This window comes from Kitasatospora sp. NPDC002227 (assembly GCF_040296285.1).
GTDB lineage: Bacteria > Actinomycetota > Actinomycetes > Streptomycetales > Streptomycetaceae > Kitasatospora.
The window spans coordinates 78,182-94,552 of record NZ_JBEOWY010000016.1 but is presented as its reverse complement, the minus strand read 5'-3'; the positions used below and the strand labels follow the sequence as shown (position 1 = coordinate 94,552).

The following is a 16,371-nucleotide window of genomic DNA, read 5'->3' as shown; positions in this document are numbered from 1 at the left end:
CATGCCATCGGCGGCAACTCACCGCACATGGACGGACACGCAGGGTTGACATCGCGTCAGAGCTGGCCGCGCACCGCGTCCGCCACGGCCGACAGCCGGGTGTAGACGCCCGGGTGGGCCGCCTCGGCACAGCCCGTACCCCAGGAGACCACCCCCACCAGCCGCCCGGCCACCACCAGCGGGCCGCCGCTGTCGCCCTGGCAGGCATCCCGGCCGCCTTGCTGCTCCCCTGCGCAGACCATGCCCTGCGCGTCGAAACCACCGTTCGCAGCCCCGCCGGGGTACGCCGCCGCGCAGGCGCCGTCCGGCACGATCGGCACCTCCACCTCGCGCAGCACCGGCGAGTAGCTGCCGTCGCCCCTGGTGTCCCCCCAGCCGTAGACCTCGGCCGAGGTGCCTTCCGCGTACGGCTGCGTCTCGCCCTGGCCGACCAGCTCTAGAGCTGGCACGTCGGCCTGCGGCTGGCCGAGCGTGAGCACGGCCACATCCTGCATGTTGCTGGCGAAAGAGTACCGGGGGTGCACCCAGATCGACCGGACGGTCACCTCGCGCCCGTCCGCGCGGGTCAGGTCCTCCCGCCCGACGATCACCCGCAGGCCCGGCCGGCTGGTCGGCCGGCCGTTCTCGTCGTAGAAGCAGTGCGCGGCCGTCACCACCTTGGTCGGCGAGACCAGGGTGCCGCCGCAGAACTGGCCGGACCGGGCCGAGCCGAACTGCTGCCGGCTCGCGATCGCCACCGCCCACGGATGGCCGGACAGCGCCGCCGGGTGGCCGCCGACGATCCGCCGCTGGGCCTGCGCCGGGGCGGCCGCGCCGAGCGTGATCAGCGGGGCCGGCAGCGCGGCGAGCAGTGCCACCGCCACCGTCCGACGGCGTCGACGGGACGTGACTTCCGGGGTGGGCTGCACCGGTCTCTCCAAGCTGGGGTTCGACGACAGGGAACCGACCCAGCGTAGTCGGCCGATCACCTGAAGCGACGTCAGCGGGGCCGACGCCACCCGGACGAGCGACGGGCGGGCGCCGTGCATCCGGCACGCGAAGGGGCCCGGAGTGCTGTGCAGCACTCCGGGCCCCTTCGGTTCGCCTTGGGGCGGGATCAGTCCAGGTAGTCGCGCAGCACCTGGGAGCGCGACGGGTGACGCAGCTTGGACATGGTCTTCGACTCGATCTGGCGGATGCGCTCACGCGTCACGCCGTAGACCTTGCCGATCTCGTCCAGCGTCTTCGGCTGACCGTCGGTCAGACCGAAGCGCATCGAGACGACGCCCGCCTCACGCTCGGAGAGGGTGTCGAGCACCGAGTGCAGCTGCTCCTGGAGCAGGGTGAAGGAGACCGCGTCGGCCGGGACGACCGCCTCGGAGTCCTCGATCAGGTCACCGAACTCGCTGTCGCCGTCCTCGCCGAGCGGGGTGTGCAGCGAGATCGGCTCGCGGCCGTACTTCTGGACCTCGATGACCTTCTCGGGGGTCATGTCGAGCTCCTTGGCCAGCTCCTCCGGGGTGGGCTCGCGGCCCAGGTCCTGGAGCATCTGGCGCTGGACGCGGGCCAGCTTGTTGATGACCTCGACCATGTGCACCGGGATACGGATGGTGCGGGCCTGGTCGGCCATGGCGCGGGTGATCGCCTGACGGATCCACCAGGTGGCGTACGTGGAGAACTTGTAGCCCTTGGTGTAGTCGAACTTCTCGACCGCGCGGATCAGACCGAGGTTGCCCTCCTGGATCAGGTCCAGGAAGAGCATGCCGCGGCCGGTGTAGCGCTTGGCCAGCGAGACCACGAGACGGAGGTTGGCCTCCAGCAGGTGGTTCTTGGCGCGGCGGCCGTCCTCGGCGATGATCTCCAGCTCGCGCTTGAGCTTGGGAGCGAGCTTGTCGGCGGCACTGAGCTTGTCCTCGGCGAACAGGCCGGCCTCGATGCGCTTGGCGAGCTCGACCTCCTGCTCGGCGTTGAGCAGCGGGACCTTGCCGATCTGCTTGAGGTAGTCCTTGACCGGGTCGGCGGTGGCACCCGCGACGGCGACCTGCTGGGCCGGCGCGTCGTCCTCGTCGTCGTCGGAGAGCACGAAGCCCTGGTCCGACTCCTCCTCCGGCGTGTCGGCACCCTCGGCCTTGTCGCCGGGCAGCGCCACGTCCTCGAGGAGCTCCTCCTCGCCGATCTCGTCCTCGCCCTTGGCCTTGGCGGCGGTCTTCTTCGCCACGGCCTTCTTGGCGGGGGCCGCGGCCTTCTTCGCCACGGCCTTCTTGGCGGGGGCGGCAGCCTTCTTGGCAGCCGCGGCAGCCGTGCGGGCCTCGGCCATCTCGATGCTGTCCACGACCGTCACCTCGACGGCCGCGGCCGTCACGGACGGGGCGGCGACGCTGGCGGCCGGGGCGATCCGCACCGGGGGCTTGGTCGGCGCGGCAGGCGTGCGGGTGACCGCAGCCTTCGTCGCGGTGCGCTTGGTGGTGCTCTTGGCGGCAACGCTCTTGCGCTTGGCACCCGCGGGCTCGGCCGCGCTCACCATGAGGTCAACCCCCTCCTCAATCAGCACCTGATTGAGGCTGCGCATGACGTTCTTCCACTTGGTGACCGGGATCTGGTCCGCCTCGAAGGCCTGACGCACGTCGTCACCGGCGATCTGCCCCTGGGCCTTGCCCCGCTCGATGAGCGCGAGCAGAGCTGCGGACTCGGCGATCTCGGGGGGGAGCGAACGGGATGTGCTGGCCGACACGAACAACCTCTCGGACGAAGAGTGGGACTCGAACCCGTACCGGGCCGCCCGAGAGGGCGGGGAAGGATCACGCGCAGACACGCACGCGCTGTCGATTCCGACCGGCTCGGGCTTGAGACTGGGTTTGCTTGAGGACTTGCTTGCGGAACGGCAGCAGCGCCGCGGACCAACACAGCGTTGAGGCGCTGTGACGGTATTCCCGGAGCTGCTTCCGCTCCGTACACATCGCTGCTACCCCTCAAGTGTTACGCATGGCCTTCGTGGCGCCGGTCACACCGGCGCCACGGGTCGTCCGGGAGGCCGGCAGTCAGTGCTCGCGGGGGGCCGGGACGGCGTGCTCGACCTCGGGGTGGACGGTGAGCAGCGCCCGGACGGCCGCCTCGGCGGCGGTGCCGTCCCCGGTGCCGAGCGCGTCGACCAGCCGGGCGTGCAGGCTGACCGAGGCGTCCGAAGGGCGCTCGCAGGAGGCCGAGTGCCCGCCGGAGACGTGCAGCGCGCAGGAGATGATCCCCGAGAGGTGCTCCAGCATCCGGTTGCCCGCCATCTGGAGAACGAGCGCGTGCAGCTCGGTGTCGGCGCGGCCGTAGCTGGCGAGGTCGCCCTGGGCCCCGGCGTGGGCCATGATCTCGGTCAGCTCGACCAGCCGCTGCTGGACATCCTCCCGGCCGTGGCCGGCGGCCAACCGGGCGGCCAGCGGCTCGATCGCCCAGCGCAGCTCGAAGAGCTCGCGACGCTGCTCGTCCCGGGCCGGGCCGAAGGCGCGCCACTCGATGATGTCGGGGTCCAGCAGGTTCCAGTCGGCGACCGGACGGACCCGGGTGCCGACGTTCGGCCGGGCACTGACCAGGCCCTTGGCCTCCAGCACGCGCAGCGACTCGCGGACGACCGTCCGGGAGACCTCGAAGCGCTGGCCGATCTCCTCGGGGACGAGCGGGCGGTCGGCGCCCAAGTCCCCCGAGACGATCATCTGGCCGAGCTGCTGGACCAGCTGGCCGTGCAGGCCTCGGCCTCGGCTGCTGGTGGTCTTGCGGCCGACCCGCGAAAGGTCGGCCTCGGCGCCCTCCCAGCGGGGAGCGGGCGGCACGGGCCGGTCGGCGTAGGAGAAGCGGTCCAGCTCCGCGGCACCGACGGCGTCGGCGGAGCGGGCGGTGGTCATGGTGGGGTGCGCAAGGGTACTCACAGCTCCTTTGTCGGCGATAGGCGGCCGCGCCTTGAGAATTCTCGTGAAAAGCACACGAAAGGGTGATCGCCCGTGACTGGATAATTGACCTCTTATCAGCAAGAACGGGACATTTCGGGCAGATTGTGGCGATCTTCATGACAGGCAGTCACCGATGGCCTGGAGGTAGGTGGTTGCGATCTGGTCCGGACCGCTGCTCACAGCGCCCGGCGGCGGGCCTGGAGCAACAGGCACCCGGCCAGCAGTACGACCGGAGGCGCCAGCAGCACGCCCAGCACCAACGGGCCGTTCCCGCTCGGCAGGCGCTCCAGGTCGTACGGGAGGCCGACCGGCAGCACCTCCCGCAGCTGCTCCGGCCAGCCACCGGAACCGAACTGACGCAACGCCAGCGTGGTGGCCGGCTCGGCCAGCACCGGGAGCGCGCAGAGGATCAGCAGGCCGGCGGCCGCGCTGCGCACCAGCGAGGTGAGCAGCAGACCGACCCACCCGGCGAACACCACCACGCCGAGGAAGACCAGCAGCGGCTGCAGCACCGAGCCGGCCCGGCCGAAGTGGTCCGGGTGGACGGCCGCGGCACTGAACACCCGGTGGGCGTGCGCCCCCGGCGCCAGCGCCAGCCGGAGCACCGGCGCGTCCACCGCGACGGTCACGGCCGCGAGCAGCGCTGCGACCACCCCGGTCACCGCCAGCTTCCCCGTGAGCAGCGCGAGCCGTCGGCGGTACGAGACCCGCGAGGCGGGCAGGCCCGGGTGGCGGACCTCGTGCCCGTACGAGAGCGCGCCCAGCGCGCCCGCGCCGAGCGCGGCGATCGGCAGCGGGAGCAGCGGCACGACGGCGGTGACGGTCCGGACGGCGGCGGCCGCGCCGAGCTCCCCGGCAGGGAGCTGACGGGCCAGCAGGGCGGTGACGACGGCGTCCGCCAGCAGGACCGCGCCGAGCAGGAACCAAGTGGAGCGGAGGCCGCGCAGCCGGCGCACCTCGTAGGCCAGTACGCGCACGGGTCACTCGCTCCGGGGGTCGGTGGGGATGGGCAGGACGGTGGGGGCGGGCAGCACGGCGGGAGCGGGCAGCACGGTGGGGGCGCCCAGGACGGCGGAGGCCTGGGCGGGCGGATGGACCGGTGGGGCCCCGGTGAGGGGCGGGGCCACCCGGGGGAGGACCAGGGTCTCGGCCGCGGGCGTGGCTGTAGGCGTGGCCGCGTGGGTGGCTGTGGAAGTGGCCGCGTGGGCGGCTGCTTTGGCGACTGCGGGGGCGGCGCCAAGGGTGTCAGCAGAGGCGGCCGACTGGGGCTCGGGCGCCTGCGCGAGGTCGGGGACCGGTGCGGGCCGGGGTTCGGACCCGGGGTTCGGCTGAGGGTGCAGCTGGACGTGGCCGGATCGGCCGGAGCCGCCCGGGAGCGTGGGGCGGGGCGGTCGGGTCAGGGGTTGCTCGACCACCCGGTCGGCCAGCTCGTGGAGCAGGATGCCGTGGCGGTAGGCGAGTTCACCGATCTCGGTGCGGCCCGCACCGCTCACGGCGATACCCACGCCACTGTCCCGCCGGACCTGCGCCCCCTGCTCGGTGAGCAGGTCGGCGAGCCGGGCCATCTGCGGGCCCCGGACCACCACCTCGGGGTGGAGGCGGGTGCGCCGGAACTCCGACACCGGCTGGTCTGCGAGCAGCCGCCCGTGGTCGAGCGTGATCACCCGATCCGCGAGCAGAGCCGCCTCCTGGGGAGTGCGGGTGGTGACCAGGACGGTGCCGCCGGAGACCGAGTAGGAGCGCAGGAAGGAGTGGAACCACTCGACGTTGCGCGGCGAGAGGTCCTCGGTGGGGCAGTCGAGCAGGAGGGTGTGCGGGTCGCCCAGCAAGGCGGTGGCCAGAGCCAGGCGGCGGTGCATCCCCGGCGAGAAGGAGCGGAGGCGGTGCTCGGCGACGCCCGCGAGCCTGGTCTGCTCCAGCAACTCGTCGGCCCGGCGGCCCGGGACGCCGACCGCGCCGGCCAGCATCCGCAGATGGCCCCGGGCCCGACGGCCGGGGTGCCCGACCAGCGGGTGACCACCGGCCAGCAAGACGCCGACCTCCCGCTCAGGGCGACGCAGCCGACGGTAGGTCTGCCCGCCGAACAGGGTGATTCCCTGGCCGCGCTCCAGCTCGACCATCAGCCGCAGCGCGGTGGTCTTACCCGCCTCCTCCGCACCCAGCAGTGCGGTGACCATCCCGGGGCGGGTGTCGAAGCTCAGGTCGAGCAGGGCGGGTGGCCGGCCTCGGCGGTAGACCTTGGTCAGTCCGGTGCTCTGGATCATCGCTGCCTGCTCCCACGTCCTCGGCCTACAGGGCCCGCGAGACACGGGACGGTGTCCGTGTGCCCGCGCCAGCACATTAGGACGCGGAGGTGGAGAATTCGGGCATTCCGGATGGCTCGTCGGCTCTTTGACCGCCCAGCTCACTCGATCAGGCGACAGTTCTGGGCGTCGCCGACTGGACGGACGGCCGCAGTGGGAACGTCCGCGGGTGGGGACATCCGCGGTGCGAACGTCCGCGGGTGGGGGTGGGCACGGGTGGGGGTGGAGGTGGGCATGGGCGGGGCGGCAGGTACGGGCGGGTGGGCCGCGCGAGTCAGGATTCGGGGCGGAGCATGGGCGGGTTGAGCACGGTGGCGCCGCCCGCCTTGAAGAGCTGGGCCGGGCGGCCACCCTGACGGGTCGTCGTGCCCCCGGTCGGGACCAGGAAGCCGGGGGTACCGGTGACCTTGCGGTGGAAGTTCCGAGGGTCGAGGGCGACGCCCCAGACCGCCTCGTACACCTGTCGCAGCTCGCCGACGGTGAACTCCGGCGGGCAGAAGGCGGTGGCCAGCGAGGAGTACTCGATCTTCGAGCGGGCCCGCTCGACCCCGTCGGCCAGGATCTTCCCGTGGTCGAACGCGAGAGGTACGCCGTCGGCCGGGCTCTGGCCGATCAGCTCCCCCGCCGGTGCCCAGCGGGCGCTGCTCGCGTCGCCGCCGGGGCGCGGGGTCGGCAGGTCGGGCGCGAGCGCCAGGTGGGCCACGCTCACCACTCGCATGCGCGGGTCCCGCTGGGGGTGGCCGTAGGTGGCGAGCTGCTCCAGGTGCGCACCGACCGAGCTCTGGCCCGCCGTGGAGTACGCCCGCAGGCCGGTCTCCTCCGCGAGCTCTCGCGAGGCGGCCTCGGCCAGCCCCTCGTCAGGGCGCACGAAGCCGCCGGGCAGTGCCCAATACCCCTGGAACGGGGGCTCGCCACGGCGCACCAGCAAGGCGCACAACGCATGCTCCCTGACCGTCAGCACCACCAGGTCGACTGTCACGGCGAACGGGGGGAAGGCCGACGGGTCATAACGGGACATGGGGACGATCATAGTCGTCTCTCTGACGATAAGCACAGGGTACGGACAGACCCGGGCCGTACCGGCTCGACGCCGCCCAGGCCGGCGGGGCTGGCGGGGCTGGCGGGGCTGGCGGGGCTGGCGTGTGCCCGGGGTCAGTGCGTGCCGAGCATGAGTGAGGATGACGCCTCCTCCACCACTGCGACTCCGATCCGGCTGACCCGGACCGAGAACGGCTCGCCCGCCACGCGGAGTCCGGTCAGCTCCAGCGCGCCGAGCGGGGCGGTGCTGGCTGGGCGGACTGCCACCCGCCCGGCTGGGACGTCCGGCCTGACTCCCGCGAGGGCGGTCACCAGGTGGACCGCCGCCGCCGAGGAGACGGCGGCCGGGCGGCAGGCGGCCGGGTGCGGCACCGGCGGGCAGCCCGGGACACGCTGCTCCCCCGCGTACATCTCCGGCAGACGTCCCTCGAAGTACTCGGAAGCGTCGAGCAGCCCGGTGAGCAGCTCCCCCGCCTCGCGCTCGAAGCCCGCGCCGGACAGCCCCGCGACCGCCAGCACCGTCTCGTGGACCCGGACCGCACCGCTGCGGTGCCCCAGCGGGTTGAACCGCGGGGACTTGGCGCTCAAGGTGCGCAGCCCCCAACCACAGTCGAACTCCGGGTTGACCAGCCGCTGGGCCAACGCCCTGGTCTGCTCCCGGTCCAACAGACCCTCGTGGTCCGCACCGTCGGCAGCCAGCCCGAGATCGAGCAGGTGGACGGAGGAGGTGGCCAGGGCAGGCAGCAGGCGCCCGGGGGCGAGCAGGGCCGCGGCCGGACGGCCGCCTGACAGGTCGTCGATCCAGAACTGCTCGCGGAACCGCTCACGCAGACCCGCGGCCCAGCTGCGCCACCCTTCGGCGCCGGGGCGGCCGAAGGCCTCCAACAGTTCGGCGCCGTGCAGCGCGGCGCGGTGCGCCTGTGCCTGCACCTCGCACCTGGCGGGCACCGGACGTGCCGCCCGCTCCTCGGCCGTCCGGCCCAGGTCGGTGACGAAGCCGACCGGCCCCTCGACCGCTGGCGGCTCGCCCGGTTCCGTGTCGCTCCCGTGCTCGGCCCGGCTGTCGGCGGCCTCGCTGCTGAGGTTGGCCCGGAGGGCGCCGAGCGCCCGCTCCGCCGCCGGAAGCAGTTCCGCGACCTCCTGGGTGGGCATGCCCCAGCGCCAGGCCTCGGCCAGCACCGTGACGAAGAGCAACGTCGCCTCGGTGGCGGTGCAGGAGGGTGGCAGTTCCGGGCCGGCGTGGCGAAGCGCACCGGGAATCACGCCCTCGGGGCGTGCGCCCCCGGGGTACTGACGGCGCGCAAGCGCGCGGAGCGTGCCGGCAGCCAGCCGGGTGCCGAGCGGCAGCGTGAGCCTGGCCGCCCAGAGCGCATCCGCCGAGGTCAGACCGAAGCGCCAGGGCGCGCCCGAGGCTGTGTACAGGTCCGTCGGACGGTCGGCGTCGGCAAGCAGCAGGCTGCCGAGCGCGTCGAGCGAGCGCGGGACCAGGAGCTGGGCCCGTGGGTCGTCGCAGCGCACCTCCGGAGCGGACCACGGCAGCGGGACTCCCTGGCCACGGCCGGTCGGCGGCCGGACCGCCGGAGCAGCCAGCGGCTCCACCTCGGTGCGCAGCTCGACCGACCACCGGGCGCCCGGCTGCACCTCCAAGTCCCACCGCAGGACACCGGCACCGGCCAGGACGGCGTGCGGGGACGGTCGGGCGGAGACCGTGGCGCTGTGGTGCTGCCCTGCCCAGCGCAGGCCCGCCGACTGCACCTGTGCGGGGAGGTCGGCGGTGCGCTGGCCTGCGGCGATCTCGGCGAGCTGGCCGAGATCCGTGCCGAGCATGATCTCCAACGGCAGCCGGGCGGGACGACCGCTGGTGTTGCGGACGGTCACCGTCTCCACGCCGTCGGCGCTCCTGAGCCGCTCGACGGTCAGCGCCGGGTCCGGGTCCGGATCGCCGGGCACTCGAACGGCACCGACGAACCGGGCCTCGGCAGCCGAGGTCAGCGTCCCCTGGAGGGGCAGCGGCTCGATTCCGCCGAGCCGCACCTCCATCCTGGCGAGTGCCCTGACTCCGGCTCGGAAGAAGCCGTGCAGACCGTGGCCGCGCAGCTGACCGTCCGGACCGGACGTGGCCATAGCCGGGGCGTTGACACAGATGATCTCGGTGTGGGCGGCGATCGGCTGCGGCGGACGGGCCGGGACCGAGGGTCTCGCCTGGCCCGGCAGACCGGCCGGGCCGCCTGGCTGGCCGGGTGGAACTGACTGGTGGCCCAGGGCGGGCGCCGGTTGGCCCGCCACCGGGGCCGGGTGCGCGGCGGGTGGGGCAACCGGGGAGGCGGCTGCCGTGACCTGGTGTCCGGGGCCGGCGGGCGCCTGGCCGAACCCGGCGGGAGGTCGGCCAGGCGCGGCGTACGGCAGGTCGGGGTGCCGCTGGCCCGGGTACGGCTCGCCCGGGCCGGGGCGGCCGGAGCTGGGGTGACCGGCTGCGGGGTAGCCGGAGCTGGGGTGCGGGCGGAGCTGCGCGGTCGGCGCGACGCCGGGTGGGGCGGCCGGCGACGGCGGTGCGACCGGATGGGGGCCCGGAGCGCCGGAGGCGGACGGAGTGGTGGGGACGGACGCGGTCGGTGGTGCTGACTGCGGCTCCGTCTGAGGTGGCGTCATGGCCGACACCTGGCTCTCCTCCCTCGGCCGACCGACCGGCGCCGGGCCGGTCGGCCGAGCGCGTGCTCGATCGCGTTCTGGTACAGCTGCTGTTGGTGGTGCGGTCGGACTGACCGACCGACCGGCTCGGAACCTGCCGCAACCCGTCGTCGGCCCGGAGCAGGATCTGCCCCGCCGTCGCCGACTCGAAGCCGGTGACCTCGCCCCCGGGCCCCCGAGCCCGGTGTCGAAGAGCCAGGTTCCGAGGAGCCTGGTGCCGAGATGGCCGCTCCCGGCGGCTCCGGTCCTGGCGGCCTCCGATCCGCTGAAAAACCCCGAGCCTTCGAGCATCGAGCTGCCGGGCCCCGAACGGACCGGACCTGAACCGACAGGATCCGCTCCGCACGCCGCCGGTCGGCGGTGGCCGACCGGACCGTGTGCCAGGCCACCCTGGCCCGCCACTTGAGACCGGACGGGCGTACGGCCACCCCACGGGGTGAACGCACCGCACCTTCCCCAGGTCACGCCGGAACGACGACTGCCACCCGGCCCAGCGGTTCGCCGTACCTCCGCCCTGCGGCGGTGCTCCGACGCCACCTCGGCCGGACCGGTCCCGCAGCCAGCGTGCCAGATCCACCCGCCCCCGTGCTCGGACCGCCCTACGACAGCGTCCGGCCGCCGCCAGGATACGGTGCGCAGGTGGCGGCGTTCGCACCGGGAGGACCGGCGGGACGCCGGAGCGGCCTCCACCGCCGGAACCCCGGCGGCAGCTCGGAACCCCGCCGGCGGCCGCGGTACCTCTCCCCTCACCACCTCAGATCGAGGAGTCGCATGTCCACCAGCAACCGGCTGCCCGGGATCGTCACCACCGACCACGTCTTCCAACTGCCGCTCGACCACGAGGCTCCCCAGGGCGAGCAGATCGAGGTCTACGCCCGCGAGGTGGTGGCCGCCGGACGAGAGGGCGAGGACCTCCCCTGGCTGCTGTTCCTCCAGGGCGGCCCGGGCGGGAAGGCCAACCGGCCGCTCGGCCGGGACGGCTGGCTGGTGCGCGCGCTGGACGACTACCGGGTGCTGTTGCTCGACCAGCGCGGCACCGGCCGCTCCACCCCGGCCAACCGACAGACCCTGGCCCGGCGGGGCGGGCCCAAGGAGCAGGCCGACTACCTGGCGCACTTCCGCGCCGACTCGATCGTCCGCGACGCCGAGCTGATCCGCCGCCGGCTGCTGGGCGAGGGCAGCAGGTGGAGCCTGCTGGGCCAGAGCTTCGGCGGTTTCTGCACGCTGACCTACCTGTCGCTTGCGCCGGAAGGGCTTCGGGAGGCGTTCGTGACGGGTGGCCTGGCGGGCCTGAAAGCCTCGGCGGACGACGTCTACCGGGCCGCGTACCCGCGAGTGGCCCGGAAGAACGCCGGACATTACGCGCGCTACCCGCAGGACGTCGCGACCGTCCGTGAGATCGCGGCGCATCTCGCCGAGAACCCGGCGCGGCTTCCGGACGGCGGCCTGCTCACTGTCGAGGCCTTCCAGGCGCTCGGTCTGATGCTGGGCTCCGGCACGGGCTCGCACTCGCTGCACCACCTGCTGGAGGAGGCGTGGGTCGAAGGGGTGGCCGGCCGCGAGCTGTCCGACACCTTCCTCGCGGGGGCGCAGGCCCAGCTGTCCTTCGCCCAGGGGCCGCTCTACGCCGTGCTGCACGAGTCGATCTACGGCCAGCGCTCGGTGGACCGCGCCGGCACCCGATGGGCGGCGGAGCGGGTGCGGGCCGAGTTCCCCGCCTTCGACGCGCGGCGCGCGCTCTCGACGGACCAGCCGGTGCTGTTCACCGGCGAGATGATCTACCCCGCGATGTTCGAGGCGGATCCGGCGCTGCAGCCGCTCCGCGAGGCTGCGGAGCTGCTCGCCGAGCGGGGTGACTGGCCCGACCTGTACGACCCGGCCCGGCTGGCCGGGAACACCGTGCCGGTGGCAGCTGCGGTGTACCACGACGACATGTACGTCGACACGGCCGATTCGCTCGAGACCGCGAACGCCGTCCGGGGCCTGCGGGTGTGGGTGACGAACGAGTGGGAGCACGACGGCCTCCGGGTGAGTGGGGGTCAGGTGCTCGACCGCCTGATCAAGATGGTGCGCGGCGAGCTCTAACCCCGGTGCGGGCATGGGCATGGGCATGGGGGACGGTTTCGGGCCCAGGCTCATCCCGTCCACCTCGGCCGGCTCCGCGGCCGCGGCACCGAGCCGGCCCGTGCCTCGGGACCGGCGGCCTCACCCCGGTCGCCATGGCCCACGGTGGAGGGACAGGCTGATCGCCGCACCAGCCGCGACCACCCTCGGCGGGGCGCCGGGGGCTCTCCGGCCGCTCCGGCCGCCGGGCTGTCCGACGGGCTCGGTCCGGCTGCCCCCGGGGTGGCCCTGCCCCGGGCAGGTGCGACTGCCGCTCTCGCCCCGGCCGGCCTCGGGCCGGACCTGGCGTCGGCCCCCGGTTCGGCACCGGACCGACCTCCGGTCCGGATCCGGGCCGCGTCGGCACCGCGCTGTACGCCCGGCCTGGCGGGCGGCTCCGGCCCGGACCCGACGGAGCCTGAGTCCGGCCCGTCCGGCCCCGGGCCTTCGGCACCGGGACCGCCGTCGACCGGGCCGTACGGGCTGGCCCTGTCGATGGCTTCCGGGACGGCGGTTGCGCCCGGGTGTCCCGTGCCCGCCTCGCCCCGCGAGCGGCGGGCCGCGCGCTCCTGCCGGATGCCGTCGAGAAGATCGTCCGGCCGGAGCCCGGCGTTCAGCGATTCGTAGAGCAACTGGGCGAGCGTGTAGTCCCCGTCCAGGTCGAGCGCCCGCGAGAGGACGATCCGGGCGGTCGCGGTGTCGTCCGCCAGCCAGGACGTCCAGGCCAGCAAGGTGAGGGGCGCGGCCCCGAAGGACTCGAACGGCGGGACGGCCCGCCGGGCGAGGTAGCGCCAGAGCCGCTGGGCGGTGACGAGCTCCTCCGGTTCCAGGTACTCGGCGCCGCGATCCCGGCACTCTCGCACCTGCAGCCCGGTGAGCAGCCTGGCCGTGTGCTCGGCGTCCAGTTCCTCGGCGCCGGCGCGGAACTTCTCCATAGCCGCGTCGATGAGCCCGCTCGTGCGCTCCACCAGGGCTGAGCGCTCGCTCGGTCGGCTGAGCAGCCCGATCAGCTCCGGCCCGGCACGGTGGAGTTCCGCGAGGTAGCGCTCGGCATCGGTGGGGCCGACCGGGACGAGGCCGGCCGTGATCTCCTTGCGGCTTCCCCTCGGCGCCAGCCCGGCGAAGGTGGCAGCGGCCGCGATCGCGCTCGGCACCCGCGCCGAGCGGATCGGGGTGCCCGCCGGGCCGCAGCAGGTCGTCCCCCGGCAGAGGAAGGACCACCAGCGGCCGTCCGCGATCCCCAGCGACTCCCGCACCTTGACGCCCTGAGCCCGGAAGGCGTCGGTCAGGCCGTCGGCGAGCGGTGCCAGTCGGGAGATCGTGGCAGGGCAGTCCCCGTCCGCCGGGTCGTGGCAGAGGTAGACGAGCACCTGGTCGGGGCGCCTGCCCCGCTGTTCGGAGAGCTCGACCAGCAGCCGCGCGGTGTCCGCCGCGACGGAGGGCCACGTCTCCTGGTTGTCGGGGATGTCGAGGCGGATGACCCCGCCCTGTTCGAGCCGGGGCCCGTGCAGGCCGACCACGACGATGCTGTCGTCCGGGAAGAACCCGAGCAGGTAGGGGAGCATCTCCGCCATGTCGCTCGGGCCGCGCATCCGGGTCGGGAGCCCGAGGCCGAGCGAGTTGGGGAGCGGTCCGGAGGCGGGGCCGGGGAGCGGTGCGGTGTGTTCGTGGTTCATGTCCGGAAGGGTGGCCGTCGGCGGACCTACTTGTCCGCATCGATCCTTTTCCTGTGGATAAGTCGGGGGGTCCAGCATCTGCTCCCCCGAACGGCCCAGCGCCTATTTCCCTACAAAAACGGACAAATGACGCAGAGTGAGATGCTCAGCAGCTCATCACACTTCAATGAGCGCGCTGAGAGCTATCCACCACCCGATGCCACGGTTCACCGACTGTCGGTCACAACCTGTATTGATGGACCCATGCAGAAGCCGACCGACACCTCAGCCGAGGCCCACCGCCCCGACCGCCAGTCGCCCGACCAGCAGTCGCCCGACCGCGCCGCCGTCCGCGCGCGGGCCGAGGCGGTGCTGCGCGAGCTGGCCGGCCCCTCCGCCGTGCTGCGCGAGGACCAGTGGCTGGCGATCGAGGCACTGGTCATCGACCAGCGGCGGGCGCTCGTCGTGCAGCGCACCGGCTGGGGCAAGTCGGCCGTGTACTTCATCGCCACCGCCCTGCTGCGCGCCCGCGGCACGGGGCCGACGGTGATCGTCTCTCCGCTCCTGGCCCTGATGCGCAACCAGGTCGACTCGGCCGCCAAGGCCGGCATCCACGCCCGCACCATCAACTCCGCCAACCCCGAGGAGTGGGACACCATCCAGGCCGAGGTCGCCGCCGGTGCGGTCGACATCCTCCTGGTCAGCCCCGAGCGGCTGAACAACCCCGACTTCCGGGACCAGGTGCTGCCCAAGCTCGCCGCCGCCACCGGCCTGCTCGTCGTGGACGAGGCCCACTGCATCTCCGACTGGGGCCACGACTTCCGCCCTGACTACCGCCGGCTGCGTACCATGCTCGCGGACTTGGCGCCCGGCGTCCCCGTCCTCGCCACGACCGCGACCGCCAACGCCCGCGTCACCGCCGACGTGGCCGAGCAGCTCGGCACCGGCAGCGCTGCCGCCTCCGCGCAGGACGACCAGGCACTCGTCCTGCGCGGCCCGCTCGACCGGGAGAGCCTGAGCCTGGGCGTCCTTCCGCTGCCCGACCCGGCCCAGCGCCTGGCCTGGTTGGCCGACCACCTGCCCGAGCTGCCGGGCTCCGGGATCATCTACACCCTCACCGTTGCCGCCGCCGACGAGGTCACCGACTTCCTGCGCGGCCGGGGTTACCAGGTCGCCTCCTACTCGGGCCGGACGGAGGACGCCGAGCGTCGCAGCGCCGAGGCCGACCTGCAGGCCAACCGGGTCAAGGCGCTGGTGGCCACCTCGGCCCTGGGGATGGGCTTCGACAAGCCGGACCTCGGCTTCGTGGTCCACCTCGGCTCCCCGAGTTCGCCGATCGCCTACTACCAGCAGGTGGGCCGCGCCGGGCGTGGCGTGGACCGCGCCGAGGTGCTGCTGCTGCCCGGCCGCGAGGACGAGGCGATCTGGCGGTACTTCGCCTCGCTCGCCTTCCCGCCCGAGGAGCAGGTGCGGCGCACGATCGACGCACTCGCCGAGGCCGACCGCCCGCTCTCCACCGCGGCCCTGGAGACCCGGGTCGACCTCCGTCGGGCCCGGTTGGAGACGATGCTCAAGGTGCTCGACGTGGACGGCGCCGTCCGCCGAGTGCGAGGTGGCTGGACGGCTACCGGCGAGCCCTGGGCGTACGACACCGCCAGGTACGCCAAGGTTGCCGCCTCCCGCGAGGCCGAGCAGCACGCGATGCGCGAGTACGCCGCGACGAGCGGCTGCCGGATGGAGTACCTGCGGCGGCAGCTGGACGACGAGGCGGCCGTGCCGTGCGGCCGGTGCGACAACTGTGCGGGGAGCCGGTACTCGGCAGCCGTGTCGGACGAGGCCCTGGCGGCCGCCCGCGCCGCGCTCGGCCGCCCGGGCGTCACTTTCGAGCCACGACGACTCTGGCCCACCGGGATGGAAGCGCTGGGCGTCCCGCTGAAGGGGCGGATCCCCGCCGGGGAGCAGGCCGAGACCGGCCGCGCGCTCGGGCGTCTCTCGGACATCGGCTGGGGCACCCGCCTGCGCGCTCTGCTCGCGGACCAGACGCCCGACGGCCCCGTCCCCGCCGAGCTGGTCGACGCGCTGGTGAGCGTGGTGGCCGACTGGGCGCGCGGCCCCGGGGGCTGGGCCGGACCGGAGGGGCCCGGCGGCAACCGCCTGGCCCGGCCGGTCGGCGTGGTCGCCATGGCCTCCAGCACCCGACCGGAGCTGGTCGGGAGCCTCGCCGCCCAGTTGGCCGCGATCGGCCGCATGCCGCTGCTCGGCCACCTCGGCTACGTCACCGGCCGCCCTCCGCACGGCGCCCGCAGCAACAGTGCCCAGCGGCTGCACTCCCTCGCCGGGGCCCTCACCGTGCCGCCGGAGCTCGCCGCCGCGCTGGCCGCCGCCCAGGGGCCCGTTCTGCTGGTGGATGACCAGGTCGACTCCGGGTGGACGGTCACCGTAGCGGCCCGGCTGCTCCGCCAGGCGGGCGCCAGCACCGTGCTCCCACTGGTGCTGGCCGTCCAGGCGTGACCGTTGGCTATCCAGGCGTGCCCTCGGCCGTCCAAGCGTGATCCTCGACGGTCGGCGGTTCAGCCCGCGACAAGGCCTCGGAAGGGCCCGGCCCACGGGGAGACCTGACAAGAACGGCGGTATCCGGCTGAAATCCACCGAATGGCAGCACCGCGGAAGCGG

General features: G+C 73.8%; 10 protein-coding genes. 2 read left to right on the top strand and 8 right to left on the bottom strand.

Annotation, left to right across the window (positions count from 1 at the left end; translation table 11 throughout):
* Window positions 1–56: 56 nt before the first annotated feature.
* The 7 genes from ABT095_RS17260 to ABT095_RS17230 form a co-directional block, all read right to left on the bottom strand.
* The gene (locus ABT095_RS17260; protein ID WP_350530250.1) at window positions 57–908 is read right to left on the bottom strand and encodes a S1 family peptidase; all 852 of its coding nucleotides are present in this window, start codon (window positions 906–908) and stop codon (window positions 57–59) included.
* Window positions 909–1,096: 188 nt separating this feature from the next.
* Window positions 1,097–2,716 (bottom strand): RNA polymerase sigma factor, encoded by a 1,620-nt coding sequence (locus ABT095_RS17255; protein ID WP_350530249.1) that lies wholly within the window; start codon window positions 2,714–2,716, stop codon window positions 1,097–1,099.
* Window positions 2,717–3,017: 301 nt separating this feature from the next.
* Complete coding sequence (locus ABT095_RS17250) at window positions 3,018–3,890, bottom strand: FadR/GntR family transcriptional regulator (RefSeq protein ID WP_350530248.1); 873 nt, start codon at window positions 3,888–3,890, stop codon at window positions 3,018–3,020.
* Window positions 3,891–4,087: 197 nt separating this feature from the next.
* A complete protein-coding gene (locus ABT095_RS17245) occupies window positions 4,088–4,888 on the bottom strand; it encodes a hypothetical protein (protein WP_350530247.1) in 801 nt (266 codons plus the stop codon).
* Window positions 4,889–4,891: 3 nt separating this feature from the next.
* Window positions 4,892–6,175 carry a DUF8746 domain-containing protein gene (locus ABT095_RS17240; protein ID WP_350530246.1) on the bottom strand — a complete coding sequence of 428 codons (1,284 nt, stop codon included), beginning with the start codon at window positions 6,173–6,175 and terminating at the stop codon, window positions 4,892–4,894.
* A 313-nt stretch (window positions 6,176–6,488) separates the two neighbouring features.
* A complete protein-coding gene (locus ABT095_RS17235; protein ID WP_350530245.1) occupies window positions 6,489–7,232 on the bottom strand; it encodes an NUDIX hydrolase in 744 nt (247 codons plus the stop codon).
* 134 nt (window positions 7,233–7,366) lie between these two features.
* Window positions 7,367–9,376 carry an amylo-alpha-1,6-glucosidase gene (locus ABT095_RS17230; RefSeq protein WP_350530244.1) on the bottom strand — a complete coding sequence of 670 codons (2,010 nt, stop codon included), beginning with the start codon at window positions 9,374–9,376 and terminating at the stop codon, window positions 7,367–7,369.
* Window positions 9,377–10,711: 1,335 nt separating this feature from the next.
* Here ABT095_RS17230 and ABT095_RS17225 point away from each other — a divergent pair.
* On the top strand, window positions 10,712–12,025 hold the full coding sequence (locus ABT095_RS17225; protein ID WP_350530243.1) for an alpha/beta fold hydrolase: 1,314 nt from the start codon (window positions 10,712–10,714) through the stop codon (window positions 12,023–12,025).
* Window positions 12,026–12,075: 50 nt separating this feature from the next.
* Here the strand turns inward: ABT095_RS17225 and ABT095_RS17220 are convergent, their stop codons facing one another.
* Entirely contained in the window at window positions 12,076–13,719 is a 1,644-nt protein-coding gene (locus tag ABT095_RS17220) for a DUF4192 domain-containing protein (protein WP_350530242.1), read from the bottom strand.
* 243 nt (window positions 13,720–13,962) lie between these two features.
* Between ABT095_RS17220 and ABT095_RS17215 the strand changes: the two genes are divergently transcribed.
* Window positions 13,963–16,209: a RecQ family ATP-dependent DNA helicase gene (locus ABT095_RS17215; RefSeq protein WP_350530241.1), complete on the top strand. Its 2,247-nt coding sequence runs from the start codon at window positions 13,963–13,965 to the stop codon at window positions 16,207–16,209.
* The last annotated feature ends 162 nt before the right edge of the window (window positions 16,210–16,371 follow it).